The sequence below is a fragment of the Mesorhizobium sp. M7A.F.Ca.US.008.03.1.1 genome (assembly GCF_003997495.1).
Classification (GTDB): Bacteria; Pseudomonadota; Alphaproteobacteria; order Rhizobiales; family Rhizobiaceae; genus Mesorhizobium.
Map to the genome: position 1 here is coordinate 24971 of NZ_RZRU01000035.1, position 13768 is coordinate 38738.

Here is a 13768-nt window from a genome sequence, read left to right on the forward strand (position 1 = left end):
GTTTCACTACGGCATTCGCTCGACCGCCTGCAAGGATGGATCCATCTTGTCCCAGGTATGGCCGTGGCTCGTGTAGGTCACCATCTGCGGGCTGAACTGTTCCGGATCGTCGAGGCTGGCCGCGTGGACCGCTATAAATTCGGGCATGGCGACGGATATCAGAAAGACCGGCGTTCCGCAGGTTGGACAGAAGGTGTGGATTTTTTCATTGCCGCTGGCGCCCGCCACGCGCCAGGTGCTCACCTCCCCGGTAATTGCCATATCGGCGCGCTGGCCGAAGGTCAGGTAGGATCCGTGGCCGGTGCCTGAGCGCTTCTGGCAATCGCTGCACTGGCAGTGGTTCTGGAAGATCGGCTCGTCATTGGTTTCGTAACGGATCGCGCCGCATGCGCAGCCGCCGGTATAGCGCTTGGTCATTGTCATTCTCCACGGGCCTGATTCTGCTTGAGGTCGCAGCATCAGGCCGATTTCGGCTTGGCGAAAATGTCGATGCCGCTGCCGGTTTCCAGGAAGGATTTCAGGCTCGACAGCACCGCCGGCCAGCCCTGGCTGACGCCTTTCGCCATGCCGCTGCCGGCCTCAAGTTCGTCATGGCTGACGGTCAGCCGCACCATGGTGTCGTATTCCTCGATGGCGAACGTCACCCGGCTGGTTTTCAATGGATCGTCGGCCTGAGAAGCGTTCGCCCAGGTGATGACGAGGCGCGTCGGCGGCGAAATCTCGACGACATTGCCGACGAGTTCGACGGTCCGTTCGTCATTGGCGCGGATGTGCTCCCATTTCGAGCCCGCTTTCCAGTCGGAGACGTTCTCGTGGCCCCAGTAGCGCTTTGCGACATCGGGCTTGATTATGGCCTCGAACACCTTCTGCGGCGTCGAGCGGATATAGGTCACGTAGACAAAGCTGGTCGTTTCCCTGGTCATTGGTCTTCTCCTTCGAGTTCTTGCTTCAGGTCGTGCAGCAGGCTGAGCCGCTGCCGTTCGAATTTCCGCACCCAGCGCTCGTAGACTTCGTGCAGCGGTACGGGGTTGATGAAATGCAGCTTCTCTCGGCCGCGCTTGACCGTGCTCACCAGATTGGCCGCCTCCAGCAGGTCGAGGTGCTGGGTGGCGGATTGCCTGGCCATGTCCAGGTTTTCGCAAAGCTGACTGAGCGTCTGCCCGTTCTGCTCGCACAGAAGGTCAAGCAGCCTTCTGCGTGTCGGGTCGCCCAGCGCTTTGAAAACCTTGTCGGCGTCCATCTGCCTCACTCTGTTGCAACGCCATAATATGCAGGTAAATACCTGCATGTCAACCGGCAATTCGACCCGCGCGGAATGACCTCGAGCGAACACTTTTCGGGTTGACCGCTCATCGGCACGGCTCCGCAATTGGCAACTGCGCCAGGCAGATCACCGTGAAATCGCGGAGCAAAGATATGGAAGATGAGCCTGCGGGCTTCAAACGCCGCCAGGCTTTATCCGATTTCTAGCATGACTTCCGGCGAAAACCGGAATGACTTCTTCGGAACTATGCTTGCAGGACCTCAGGCGCCTTCGACCAGCACGATTTCGCCATCGGCGACCTTCTGGCGAATGGCGGCGGCGCGCTGGTATTCCGGCGAGTGGTAGCAATCGTGCGCGGCGGCGAGCGATTCGAACTCGATGATGACGTTGCGTGCGCGGCCGGGGCCTTCGGCCTTTTCATGCTCACCGCCGCGCGCCAGGAACTTCGCGCCGAAGCGCTCAAAGGCAGGCTTGGCGGCGGCGACATAGTCCTTGTAGCCTTCGGCGTCGCGCACATCGACGCGGGCGATCCAGTATCCCTTGGGCATTTTCGTGGTCTCCGAATTTGTTCTTGGAAGTCTCAGGCAGAGCGCATTTCGTCGAGGATGGCTTCGGCCGCTTCCCGTTTGTTGGCCGCCGCCACGATCGGACGGCCGACGACGAGGTGGCTGGCGCCGTTGCGGATCGCCTGGCCCGGCGTCACCACGCGCTTCTGGTCGCCATGATCGCTGCCCGCCGGCCGGATGCCGGGCGTCACCACCGCCATGTCGGGGCCGACGATGCGGCGCACCGCTTCGGCCTCCGCGGCCGAGCAGACGATGCCGCCCATGCCGGCATGCAGCGCCTGTTCCGAGCGCCTGAGCACCAGCGTATGCGGGTCGTACTCATAGCCGACGTCGATCATGTCCTGCTCGTCCATCGAGGTCAGCACGCTGACGGCAAGCAGGCAAAGGTCGCTGCCGCGCGCTGCCTCCACCGCCGCCGCCATCGCCTTGGGATAGGCGTGGATGGTCAGCATGGTCATGCCCATCTTGACGACGTTCTCGACGCCCTTGGCCACCGTGTGGTCGATGTCGAGCAGCTTCATGTCGAGGAAGACCTTGGTGCCGCCGCTGGCCAGTTCCCTGGCGAAGTCGAGCCCTCCGGCGAAGGCAAGCTGATAGCCGATCTTGTAGAAGGAGACGATGCCGTCGAGCTCGCGTACGGCCTCCTCGGCATCCCTCACGGTCGGCACGTCGAGGCCGACGATCAGTCTTTCCTGCATGGATTGGGCCTGCATGATTCGCATCGTATCGGCGATCACGCCTCGATCCGGGTGGACAGCATGCGCGAGGTTTCGATCAGCGTGCGGCATAGGTGCTCCATCGATTTGTGCAGTCTTTCGTCACGGAAGTTTCCATCCTCGTCGAAGGCGTCGCCGCCCTCGGGCACCGAGCATTCCGGCGTCACCACCTCCATCTGGCAACGCACCAGAACGGCGCGCAGATGGTTGATGCAACGGACGCCGGCAAAGCGGCCGTTGGAGGACGAGCAGAGGCCGGCGACCTTGCCGGCCAGCGGCCTGACTGGCCGGCCGCCATCCCTGCGCACCCGGCTTACCCAGTCGATCGTGTTCTTGAGCAGCGGCGGAATGGAGCCGTTATATTCGGGCGTGGCGATCAGCAGTCCGTCATGAGCGATCACCAGACGGCCGAGTTTCTGGGCGTTTTCAGGTACGCCTTTTTCTCTTTCCAGGTCCTCGTCCATGATCGGCAGGGGGTAGTCGGCAAGCGAGATGCGGGTCACCTCGGCGCCTTGCATGGCAAGTTCCTTCTGCGCCACGTCGGCTGTCCTGCCGCTGTAGGCGCCGCTGCGCACCGAGCCGGCGAAGACGAGGATTTTCGGGATCACTGCCATTGGCCACCCTTGTTCCCGGACAGGTACAGCCAGAGGCCGCCCAAATCAACGCCAACTTCGTCATCCCTGGGCGGAGCAGGAGCGAAGCTCCGTCGCGGAGACCCTGGGATGACGAAGTGAGAGATGTTTCCGCCAATCGCTGAGCTATGCAGCCAGCGCTAGGAACCGCGAACGGCTCAGCGCGGAGGAACTAATGGGCCTCGCGCCGGTAGATCCACAGCTGCGTCGGCGGAATGTTGCGGAAGATGAAGTCGAAATGCTTGACCGTGTAGTCGCCGCGGCCGGCCGGAATCGGCGACATCGGGCCATAGGTCAGCTGCACGATCGGCCGTCCGGCCGGGATGCGGTCGAGCAGGCTCTCGATATAGGCAATGCGCTGGGCGACTGGAAAGTTGAGCAGCGGCACGCCGGAAACGACGGAATCGAAGATCATCCCGCTCTTGTCGCCAAGCGTGGCGTTGAGGTTGAAGGCATCGCCCTCGATGACGTTGACGCCGGGATAAAGCCGCCGCAGGTGACGGACGAAATCCGTGGAATACTCGACCGCGTAGAGGTTTTCGGGCCGTACGCCCTGGGCGAGGATGGCGCGGGTGATGACGCCGGTACCGGGACCGACCTCGAGCACCGGCAGCCCGGATTTAGGATTGACGATCGAGGCCATCTTGCGTGCGGTGACCGAACTGGTCGGCACGATCGAGCCAACCGTCTTCGGCTTGTCGATCCAGCCCTTGAAGAATTTGAGTTCGTCGTCGAACTTTTCGACAAGCGCCTTCCGCAATCCAGGGCCACGTGTCATGCAAGCTCTCCTCAGCGCTCCCCGCAAGTTACTTAGCACCTGAGCGGTGCTAGGCAAGGCGCGGCCGGACGCATGTCGTGGATAAGATAATTTTCGTCGCGTCTCAAGGGGTGACGCGATTCAAGGATTTACGCGTTGCAAATCGGCTTACGCGGGCCAAAGTGCATCAACGTTCGCCGAAGGACTCGAAAAAATCCTTCATGCGGGCAAAAAAGCCGCTCGATTGAGGCGAATTGTCCTGCGAGGAGAGCTGTTCGAACTCTTCCAGCAGTTCGCGCTGGCGGCGGGTCAGGTTCTGCGGCGTCTCGACCGCGGTCTGGATGTAGAGGTCGCCGATATTGGGCTGGCGCAGCACCGGCATGCCCTTGCCCTTGAGGCGGAACTGGCGCCCGTTCTGCGTGCCCTCGGTCACCTTGACCTTGGTCTGCGTGCCGTCCAGCGTCGTCACCTCGAAGGAGCCGCCAAGGGCGGCCGTGGTCATCGAGATCGGCACCTTGCAATAGAGATCGGCGCCGTCGCGCTGGAAGAACTCGTGCGGTTTGACCGCCAGGAAAATATAGAGGTCGCCCGAGGGCCCGCCGCGCAGGCCGGCTTCGCCCTCATTGGCAAGGCGGATGCGGGTGCCGTCCTCGATGCCGGCCGGGATGTTGACCGACAGCGAACGCTCCTCGGTGACGCGGCCCTGGCCGGCGCATTTCGGGCACGGATCCTTGATCGTCTGGCCGCGCCCCTGGCATTGCGGACAGGTCCGCTCGATCGAGAAGAACCCTTGCGTGGCGCGCACCTTGCCGTGGCCGTTGCACATGGAGCAGGTGACGGGCTGGGTGCCGGGCTTGGCGCCGCTGCCCGAACATTCGGAGCACGAGATCGACGCCGGCACCCGGATCTGCGCGGTCTTGCCGGCAAAAGCCTCCTCCAGGGTGATTTCCATGTTATAACGCAGGTCGGCGCCGCGCTCGCGGCCGCCCGACGAGCGGCGCTGGCGCCCGCCCATCATGTCGCCGAAAATATCCTCGAAGATGTCGGCGAAGCCGCCGGCGCCGAAGCCTTGCGCGCCGCCATTCATGCCGCCCTGCTCGAAGGCGGCGTGGCCGAAGCGGTCATAGGCCGCGCGCTTCTGCGGATCCTTCAGCGTCTCGTAGGCTTCGTTGATTTCCTTGAACTTGTGCTCGCAGGAATGATCGCCGGGGTTGCGGTCGGGATGGAACTGCATGGCGAGCTTGCGGAAAGCGCTCTTGAGCTCCTTCTCGTCGGCGCCTTTTTGGACGCCCAGCGTCTCGTAGAAATCAGCTTTCATTTTTTCCCGCTGTCCGGATGCTCAACGTCTTGAAGCATTGTTGCGTCTCTTGCCGGCACTGACGCTTCGATTTAGGTGCGATGGAAGGGGGATGCCAGTGTCGACGCGGCTTTGCCTGCATTTTTTCAGCAAGGCCCGCTGTTTTTCTGCAACGGGTTGCAAAAAAGCCCGGCCTTCGCCGGGCTTTTCGCTTTATCTTGCCGTCAAACGGTTCAGGCCGACTTCTTCTTGTCGTCGTCCTCGTCGATTTCCTCGAAATCGGCGTCGACAACGTCACTGTCCTTGGCGGCGTCCGCCTTGGCGTCGGCTTCCGCCGCTTCCTTCTGCGAAGCCTCGTACATGGCCTGACCAAGCTTCATCGAAGCCTCGGCAAGCGCCTGGCTCTTGGCCTCGATGTCGGCCGCGTCGTCGCCTTCGGTCGCAGTCTTCAGTGCCGCGATCGCGTCGGAGATCGCCGTGCGCTCGCCTTCCGAAACCTTGTCGCCATATTCCTTCAGCGACTTTTCCGAGGAATGCAGCAGCGCTTCGGCCTGGTTGCGGGCCTCGACCAGCGCACGCCGCTTCTTGTCGGTCTCGGCATTGGCCTCGGCGTCCTTGACCATCTTCTCGATGTCGGCGTCCGAAAGACCGCCCGATGCCTGGATGCGGATCTGGTGCTCCTTGCCGGTGCCCTTGTCCTTGGCCGAAACGTTGACGATGCCGTTGGCGTCGATGTCGAAGGTGACCTCGATCTGCGGCACGCCGCGCGGCGCCGGCGGGATGCCGACCAGGTCGAACTGGCCGAGCGCCTTGTTGTCGGCGGCCATTTCGCGCTCACCCTGGAAGACCCGGATGGTCACGGCCGACTGTGAGTCCTCGGCTGTCGAGAACACCTGGCTCTTCTTGGTCGGGATCGTCGTGTTGCGTTCGATCAGGCGGGTGAATACGCCGCCCAGCGTCTCGATGCCGAGCGACAGCGGCGTCACGTCGAGCAAAAGCACGTCCTTGACGTCGCCCTGCAGCACGCCGGCCTGGATGGCGGCGCCGAGAGCGACGACCTCATCCGGGTTGACGCCCTTGTGCGGCTCCTTGCCGAAGAACTGCTTCACGATCTCCTGGATCTTGGGCATGCGGGTCATGCCGCCGACCAGGACAACCTCGTCGATCTCGCCGGCCTTCAGGCCGGCATCCTTGAGCGCTGCCTTGCAAGGGGCAATCGTGCGCTGGACCAGGTCGTCGACCAGCTGCTCGAACTTGGCGCGCGTCAGCTTCAGCGTCAGGTGCTTCGGCCCGGTCGCGTCGGCGGTGATGAAGGGCAGGTTGATTTCGGTCTGGGTGGTCGACGACAGCTCGATCTTGGCCTTTTCAGCCGCCTCCTTGAGGCGCTGCAGGGCAAGCTTGTCGTTCTTCAGGTCGATACCCTGTTCCTTCTTGAACTCGGCCGCCAGGTATTCGACCAGGCGCATGTCGAAATCCTCGCCGCCGAGGAAGGTGTCGCCATTGGTCGACTTGACCTCGAACACGCCGTCGCCGATTTCGAGCACCGAAATGTCGAACGTGCCGCCGCCAAGGTCATAGACGGCAATGGTCTTGCCTTCCTTCTTGTCGAGGCCATAGGCAAGCGCCGCGGCCGTCGGCTCGTTGATGATGCGCAGCACTTCAAGGCCGGCGATCTTGCCGGCATCCTTGGTTGCCTGGCGCTGGGCGTCGTTGAAATAGGCCGGAACGGTGATGACCGCCTTCTCGACCTTCTCGCCGAGATAGGCTTCCGCCGTCTCCTTCATCTTCTGCAGGATCATGGCAGAAATCTGCGAGGGCGACTGCTTCCTGCCGCCGGCCTCGACCCAGGCATCGCCATTGTCGCCCTTGACGATCTTGTAGGGGACAAGCTTCTTGTCCTTCTCCGTCACCGGATCATCATAGCGGCGGCCGATCAGGCGCTTGACCGCGAAGATGGTGTTTTCAGGATTGGTGACCGCCTGGCGCTTGGCCGGCTGGCCGACCAGACGTTCGTCGTCGCCCGAGATGGCGACGATGGAAGGCGTCGTGCGCGCGCCTTCCGCATTCTCGATTACCTTCGGCTCCTTGCCATCCATGATGGCGATGCAGGAGTTGGTGGTGCCGAGATCGATACCGATTACTTTTGCCATTTTTCTAGTCTCTCCGCTAAGCAGGCTCTCAGGACCCGTACAGGCGTTCCGACGAAAGCCCCTGTTCACAAGAAATCCCGTTCCGGCAACCGGCATTCCGGCACCGAACGGCTTGGCGCGTATATAAGAACAGCCGGCATCGCGCGCAAGCATTCTGCGCAAGGCTTCCATGAACCTTTCCGTCTCCGCCTGCGACTGATCTCCAGGTGCCGCATGGTGCGGCCCGGAAAGGAAGCCCCCCATGACCAATAACCCAGAGGCTCCGCGGTCTCCGGGAACAACAGGAGCTCGGCGCGACCACCGCCTTCGGGACGAGGTCGATGCGCTGGGCTTTCCGCTGATTCCGTTGACCCTGCGTAAGAGCAGGCGTATCGTGACAATGAGGAAAGCAGACAATTCGATCAGGGAAGAACGAGCCGGACCGCCGCGCCTTGCCCTGATTTGCGCGGCCAGACCCGACGTTCTCCCGTCGACTACGGGGGGTAGTGTCATGTCTCGCATCCGCGGCTCGTTCGTGTCGTCTCTTGATGGCGGCTTGCGTCGCGCCATGCATCCAGGCGGGGTGCTGGCGCTGGCACTCGGCCTGTGGCTGGGCGCCGCCCAGGCCCAGGAAACCCGGATCATCTATCCCGGTTCGATGGCGGTGACCGGTTTCTCCGGCACCATCATTCCCAATTTCGATTCTTCTGACTCCGAAAAGGGAGGCCTGCCGCCCGGCGTCGATCCGGTCGACGAAACCTTCATCGACACCACGCGAGCCACCTTGCGCGTGTTCGACGTCTCGCACCTGGGCGGGCCGGCCGCCGGCCAGCTGGTCAACACGCCGCCGCCTTTCGAGGTGACGGCAGAGCAGATCGGCCAGGTGTTCGGTGTCACCTACGATGACGGCGTGCGCGACGGCGTTCCATCGGGCATTCCCAATCTCTATGCCGGCGCTACCTCGCTGCACGGCATCCGTATCGTCACCCCGGATGCCGACGATGACGGCCGCCCCGAGCGGCAGCGCCGTGGCGCTGCCGGCGCCACCTTCATGAATGGCCAGTTCGGCACCGAAAACGGCGGCGGGCCGGGCACCGTCTGGAAGATCGACGGCATCACCGGCCAGGTCTCCAAATTCGCCGACATCGACACCAACAGCGGTCCCGGCATCGGCAATCTCACTTTCGACGCCACTCACCGCCAGTTCTTTGCGTCCGATCTCGATACCGGCCTGATCCATCGCATGGACGCCGAAGGCAGGCTGATGGACAGCTTCGATCACGGCGTTGCCGGCCGTCCCGCGCATGGGCTCGCTCCCGTCGCCGACGACGGGTCGGTCATGGACATACAAGGCGCGGCCTTCGACAGCGAAGACCCCGACAGCTGGGGCTACACGCAGGACGAGCGCCGCGTCTGGGGCGTCTCCTACCATGGCGGCCGACTCTACTACTCGGTCGGCGGAAAGTCGGAAATCTGGTCGGTGGGCATCGCCCGCGACGGCACTTTTGCCGGCGACCCGCGCTGGGAACTGACGGTCAAGGCCGACAAGGACTACGCCGTCACCGACATGGCCTTCGACAACAGCGGCTTCATGTACCTGGCCCAGCGCGGCCCGGTCGAAAACCGCTACGATTACAGCCAGTTTGCCGATTCCGGCAAAGGCGAGGTCATCCGCTACTTCAGAGAGAGCCCGGACGATCCGGAAACGGAATCGGTCTGGGTCGAAGTGCCGCAGGAATATGCGGTCGGCTTCCCGCAGGGTTTCAGGCAGTCGGCCGGCGGTCTCGACCTGCAATATGGCTATGATGTCGACGGCAATCTCGACACCTCTGTGTGCACGCAGACGCTGGTCAACACCGGCGACAAGCTGCGCGACAATCCTTCACTCGCCGAACAGCTCGCCGCCGGCGGGCCGCCGGCCGTGCATGGCGTGCAGATCACGCCCAAGGAGCTGGTCAAGCCGGCCAACGTGCCGCCCTTCGGCTCCTGGTTCGTCGATTTCGACGGTTATTTCGAAGACCCGGAGGTCGAGGGTCATGTCGGCGACGTTGCCGTCTGGCGCCCTTGCGAGGGCCGCGCCGGCTATTATGAAGAAATCCCGGGCGGCTATCTGCCCCCCTTCTACCCGCCGGACTTCCCACCGCCCGGCAATCTGCCTCCGTGCATCGATGTCGAGGATATCAGGTATTACTGCACGCCTCGCGGCCTCCAGGCCGATCTCTATCTCCATGACCATGCCGGCTTCGGCGGCGATTCGATCAAGGCCCAACCTTCGAATGAGACAAAGTCCAGGACACCAGGCGTCGGGGTGACATCATCCCAGTCGCATGCGCCCGGCAAGCCTTACACAATCGACATCACCGGCCACCATCCGGGCGACACAGTCGATGTGGGGCTCTGCTTCTACAGGAAGTCCGACAAGGACAAGGGTGACTACTACCCTTGCTGCAAGATGACTTTGCCGCTCAGAACCCCAGCCGTCAGCTGCGAACGTTGAGGAGGGGAAGATGAAAAATCTCGCACTCTCCCCGCTCGCAACGAACGCTCGAACCACCGTCATGGAGACGATCATGAAACCCCTGTCATACGCCAGGCGCGGCGCGCGCTGGCTGATGGCGGCCGGTATCGCGGTCGCCATGCTCACCCCGGTGCAAGGCGTTGCTGAAGACGCTGCCCCGATCACCCCGGAGTTGAAGCTCGATCTCGACAGTTCGCGCGTCATCAATCCGAGGCCCGACCGGGTCGTACCCTTCTTCACCAAGAAAGGCACTCAACGAGGCTGCGACTACGTCGTCTATTCGCTGAGCTTCGGCCTGCGCGGCGATCCGCAGGGCCTTGCCGACCCGAGCCTCGAGGCCAGGCTGAAGAAGGTCCGGGTCGACTTCAAGGACCAGCTTCCGCACGGTCTTGCCATCGTCAACGTCAATGTGTCCGGCGACGGCACGGATGCGTCCGGCGGACCGCTGCCGGGTGCAACGATCAGCACGTCGGCAAATCCGAACGATACAGCTGTTGTCTCCGACTTCCGCATCTCGACGTCCGATCTCGACGGCATCGGCGCTGCCAACGAGCGCGTCATCAACTTCGCGATCACGGCCAAGATCGATCATGCGGCATTTCCCGCGCCGACGATCGTCGACAACCAGGGCATGATCAAGGTGACCGCCGGACCGGGCACGGGGACCATCATCCCGTCGCACGATCCGGGCAAGCCCGACGACGGCGACTTCAAGACCGGCGTGAAGACCTCGATCAAGATCGACGTCACCAAGTGCAATCCGCCGCCGCCACCTCCCGGCAAGGAATGCTTCAAGGTGGAACGCGGCACGGTCGACTGCGTGCCCGGCGGCGGCGCCTTCATCTACCACATGCCGGTCGGCCCGGAGATGGGCGGCAAGTGGGTGCAGGTGTCGACGACCACGCCCGGCATCACCATCATCCCCGACACCCAGCTGGTGCCGGCGGGCGGCGGCGTGCTCAACTGGAAGATCGTCGGCGCATCGCCCGGCGACGTCATCCACCTCATCGTCACCGGCATCGAAACCTATGCCGGTCCGAAGGAAGGCTGGGGCCTGTGCTGCACGCAGACGATCGACATCGTCATCCCGCGTGACCTCAGGTGCCCGCCCAAGGACAAGGAGCCGGACCTCAAGGTCGAGAAACGCGCCGACGTGACGCGTTGCACGATGGGCGGCGGCTGCGACTTCACCATCAGGGTCACCAATGTCGGCACCGGTGCCTACCACGGCAAGATCGTGCTCGACGAGGTGACGCTGCCGGCCGGATCGACGCTCGATTCAGGGCCCAATCCGCCCTGGGTCTGCGTACCCGGCACCAGCCCGATGATTTGCACCTATCCGGTGACCACGCTCAATCCGGGGGCCTCCGTCGACCTCAAGCTCGGCTTCAAGCCGGCCGGAGGCTGGCAAGGCAGCGTCTTGCGCAACTGCGCCACCTATAATTATGGCGCCAGCGGCAAGCCGCTGTTCGGCAGTCAGTCGAACGATCGCGGCTGTGCCTCGATCCCGATCTGCCGTCGTGGCGACCGCGACCGCGACTGCCAGCCGCCGGTCGAAAAGAAGGTCGACCTGATCCTGAAGAAGCGTGCCCGTATCCCGGTCTGCTCGGCCGACGGCATCTGCTACTTCGTGATCGACATCATCAACAACGGCACATCGACCTATAACGGGCCGCTGACGGTGATCGACAGCTATCCGGGCGGCGCGCCGGCCTCCTCGACCTTCGGCCCAAGCCCGCCCTGGACATGCGGACCGAACGGTCCCGGCCAGTTCCGCTGCGACAATGCCGGCATCTCGCTGCCTCCGGGCGGCTCGACACCGATCGTCGTCAAGGCGGTCATGCCGGCCGGCTACCAGTCGGACACTGTCGAGAATTGCGCGACGGTGAAGCCCATCCCCGGTGAAAACGATCTCACCAACAACAAGGCCTGCGCCAAGGAACGCTTCCGTCATCCCAATGGCGGCAAGCCGACCCTGCGCATCACCAAGGTGTGCAACGGCTCGCTCGCCGGTGCCGCGGTCATCTCTTGCCGCATCACCGTCACCAGCCTTGGCACCGCTGCCCCCACCGGTCCGGTGCGGGTCAACGATGCCGCCACGCTGGTGGCCGGCGGCGCGCCCGTCCAGATCCAGACCGTCACCCCTGACGGCGCTGAGTGGGCGTGCGGACCGGTTCCGGCCAATGCGCTGTCGTGCCAGATTCCCGGTGCCGTCATGATACCTGGAACCAGCCGCCACTTCGACGTGACGGTCTCGGCGAATGGCGCGTTCGAAAACTGCGCGCGCGGCTCCTATGGGCCGGCGCCGGGCGACGACGTCGTCTATCCCTTTGGCCAGGCCTGCGCCAAGGGCGGCGGCTCTTCGACCATCCGTGTCGAGAAGACCGGCGACCGTGAATGCAGGCTCGGCCAACCCTGCTCGTTCGAGATCACCATCACCAATGACGGAGCGACCGCCTTCTCCGGGCCGGTCCGCATCGGTGATGCGATCGGCGTGGAGGGTCTCGGCAGGCTGGAAGGCGTTGAGATCACCTCGATCGATCGGCCCTTCGGTTGCTCGCCGGAGCCGGCCACCTTGCCTGCGTCCTGCATTGCCTACCTGACGCTCGGCGCCGGAGAAAGCCAGGTGCACCATGTCACCGTGGTCATTCCCGACGACGGTCGCCTGGCCAATCTGCAGGGCAATGTCAGCGGCCAGAACTGCGTCGGAGTCCTGTCTCCCGACACACGGGTGCAGGGCGGTGGCGACGTGCTTGGCGGCGATCAGACCAATGTGCAGGGCGATCGCGGCAAGGCCTATGCCTGTCATCCCTTCACCATTAACCAGGAGACGAAGAAGGAATGCTCGCAAGGCTTCGTCATGAACGATGCCGGCCGCTGCGTTTGCCCGGAAGGCACCACCTACCGCAACGGCCAGTGCTCGCCGGGCGGTGGTATCGTGCCGAAGCCGGAACAGCCGAAGCGCTGTGTGCTGCTCGAAGGCCAGATCCGCACCGAGGACGGACGTTGCGTCTGCCCACGCGGAACCGGGCTCGAGAACGGCAGATGTGTCAGGACCGACAAGCCCGAGCAGTGCACCATCCGTGGCCAGATCCACAATGCGGATGGCGATTGTGTCTGCCCTAGGGGAACCGAGATCAGGGGGAATGCCTGCCGCCCGATCCAGCCGAAGCCGGGGCAGTGCACGATCGGTGGCCAGGTCCACGACGCCGATGGAGACTGTGTCTGCCCGAGAGGGACCGAGGTGCGCAATGGCGCCTGCCGCCCGATCCGGCCGAAGCCTGAGCAGTGCATCATCCGTGGTCAGGTCCACGACGCGGATGGAGACTGCGTCTGCCCGCAAGGGAACGAGGTCAGAAACGGCGCCTGTCGTCCGATCCGGCCAAAGCCTGACCAGTGCACCATCCGTGGTCAAGTCCACGACGCCAACGGCAATTGTGTCTGCCCGAGGGGTACCGAGGTGTGGGGCAATGCCTGCCGGCGCAAGCAGCCCACGCAGGAGCAATGCGACATACGCGGCCAGGTCCACAACAAGCGCGGCGAGTGTGTCTGCCCGCGTGGGACCGAGGTGATCAACGGCGCATGCCGCAGGCAGGAGGTGGAATGCGCACCGGGCTCGCAGATGATCAATGGCCAGTGCCAGCCGATCATCAGGAGGCGCTGCCCGGAAGGCACGATCGGACGGTATCCGAACTGCCGGCCGGTCCGCGGACAACCGTCGCTGGAGCTCAACCCCGGCCTGCTGCTGCAGCAGGTCCTGCCACGGCGCAGGCCGCAGGTCGAACAGCAGCAGGATCCGGTTCAAGACAGAATTCTGAAGCTCCAGCAGCAATAGCCACCTGCTCGACACGAGACCAGAAACCCGCCGGAGCAATCCGGCGGGTTTTTC

11 protein-coding genes are annotated in these 13768 nt (G+C 63.6%); 2 read left to right on the forward strand and 9 right to left on the reverse strand.

The genetic code is table 11. From position 1 onward, the window contains the following. Positions 1 to 6: 6 nt before the first annotated feature. The 9 genes from EOA16_RS30525 to dnaK all read right to left on the reverse strand — a co-directional run bounded on the left by EOA16_RS30525 (position 7) and on the right by dnaK (position 7382). Positions 7 to 417 (reverse strand): GFA family protein, encoded by a 411-nt coding sequence (locus EOA16_RS30525; RefSeq protein ID WP_127261457.1) that lies wholly within the window; start codon positions 415 to 417, stop codon positions 7 to 9. Between the two features lie 41 nt (positions 418 to 458). Next, positions 459 to 923, reverse strand: coding sequence for an SRPBCC family protein (locus EOA16_RS30530; protein ID WP_127261458.1), 465 nt, complete (start codon positions 921 to 923; stop codon positions 459 to 461). Next, positions 920 to 1240 (reverse strand): helix-turn-helix domain-containing protein, encoded by a 321-nt coding sequence (locus EOA16_RS30535; RefSeq protein WP_027040204.1) that lies wholly within the window; start codon positions 1238 to 1240, stop codon positions 920 to 922. Before EOA16_RS30535 ends, EOA16_RS30530 begins: the two co-directional genes overlap by 4 nt. Before the next feature lie 284 nt (positions 1241 to 1524). Next, positions 1525 to 1812 (reverse strand): DUF1330 domain-containing protein, encoded by a 288-nt coding sequence (locus EOA16_RS30540; protein ID WP_013528591.1) that lies wholly within the window; start codon positions 1810 to 1812, stop codon positions 1525 to 1527. A 32-nt stretch (positions 1813 to 1844) separates the two neighbouring features. Next, a complete protein-coding gene (pyrF, locus tag EOA16_RS30545; protein WP_164754437.1) occupies positions 1845 to 2552 on the reverse strand; it encodes an orotidine-5'-phosphate decarboxylase in 708 nt (235 codons plus the stop codon). An 11-nt stretch (positions 2553 to 2563) separates the two neighbouring features. After that, complete coding sequence (locus EOA16_RS30550; RefSeq protein WP_127261460.1) at positions 2564 to 3160, reverse strand: NADPH-dependent FMN reductase; 597 nt, start codon at positions 3158 to 3160, stop codon at positions 2564 to 2566. Positions 3161 to 3350: 190 nt separating this feature from the next. Next, positions 3351 to 3956 (reverse strand): phospholipid N-methyltransferase PmtA, encoded by a 606-nt coding sequence (gene pmtA / locus EOA16_RS30555; RefSeq protein ID WP_127261461.1) that lies wholly within the window; start codon positions 3954 to 3956, stop codon positions 3351 to 3353. 166 nt (positions 3957 to 4122) lie between these two features. Further along, on the reverse strand, positions 4123 to 5253 hold the full coding sequence (gene dnaJ, locus EOA16_RS30560; RefSeq protein ID WP_023810873.1) for a molecular chaperone DnaJ: 1131 nt from the start codon (positions 5251 to 5253) through the stop codon (positions 4123 to 4125). A gap of 212 nt (positions 5254 to 5465) precedes the next feature. After that, positions 5466 to 7382, reverse strand: coding sequence for a molecular chaperone DnaK (dnaK, locus tag EOA16_RS30565; RefSeq protein ID WP_024502156.1), 1917 nt, complete (start codon positions 7380 to 7382; stop codon positions 5466 to 5468). A gap of 490 nt (positions 7383 to 7872) precedes the next feature. On the opposite strand from dnaK, the gene EOA16_RS30570 reads away from it, so the two are divergent. Together EOA16_RS30570 and EOA16_RS30575 are read left to right on the forward strand one after the other, a co-directional pair. Then, positions 7873 to 9858, forward strand: coding sequence for a hypothetical protein (locus tag EOA16_RS30570; protein WP_127261462.1), 1986 nt, complete (start codon positions 7873 to 7875; stop codon positions 9856 to 9858). A gap of 10 nt (positions 9859 to 9868) precedes the next feature. Next, the gene (locus EOA16_RS30575) at positions 9869 to 13714 is read left to right on the forward strand and encodes a DUF11 domain-containing protein (RefSeq protein WP_127261463.1); all 3846 of its coding nucleotides are present in this window, start codon (positions 9869 to 9871) and stop codon (positions 13712 to 13714) included. Positions 13715 to 13768 lie beyond the last annotated feature (54 nt).

Bases quoted from the DNA above. Each gene is read 5' to 3' on its own strand.
- EOA16_RS30540 (WP_013528591.1), bottom strand. From the start codon at position 1,812: ATGCCCAAGGGATACTGGATCGCCCGCGTCGATGTGCGCGACGCCGAA.
- pyrF (WP_164754437.1), bottom strand. From the start codon at position 2,552: ATGCGAATCATGCAGGCCCAATCCATGCAGGAAAGACTGATCGTCGGC.
- pmtA (WP_127261461.1), bottom strand. From the start codon at position 3,956: ATGACACGTGGCCCTGGATTGCGGAAGGCGCTTGTCGAAAAGTTCGAC.
- dnaK (WP_024502156.1), bottom strand. From the start codon at position 7,382: ATGGCAAAAGTAATCGGTATCGATCTCGGCACCACCAACTCCTGCATC.
- EOA16_RS30575 (WP_127261463.1), top strand. From the start codon at position 9,869: ATGAAAAATCTCGCACTCTCCCCGCTCGCAACGAACGCTCGAACCACC.
- EOA16_RS30530 (WP_127261458.1), bottom strand. From the start codon at position 923: ATGACCAGGGAAACGACCAGCTTTGTCTACGTGACCTATATCCGCTCG.
- EOA16_RS30570 (WP_127261462.1), top strand. From the start codon at position 7,873: ATGTCTCGCATCCGCGGCTCGTTCGTGTCGTCTCTTGATGGCGGCTTG.
- dnaJ (WP_023810873.1), bottom strand. From the start codon at position 5,253: ATGAAAGCTGATTTCTACGAGACGCTGGGCGTCCAAAAAGGCGCCGAC.
- EOA16_RS30535 (WP_027040204.1), bottom strand. From the start codon at position 1,240: ATGGACGCCGACAAGGTTTTCAAAGCGCTGGGCGACCCGACACGCAGA.
- EOA16_RS30525 (WP_127261457.1), bottom strand. From the start codon at position 417: ATGACCAAGCGCTATACCGGCGGCTGCGCATGCGGCGCGATCCGTTAC.
- EOA16_RS30550 (WP_127261460.1), bottom strand. From the start codon at position 3,160: ATGGCAGTGATCCCGAAAATCCTCGTCTTCGCCGGCTCGGTGCGCAGC.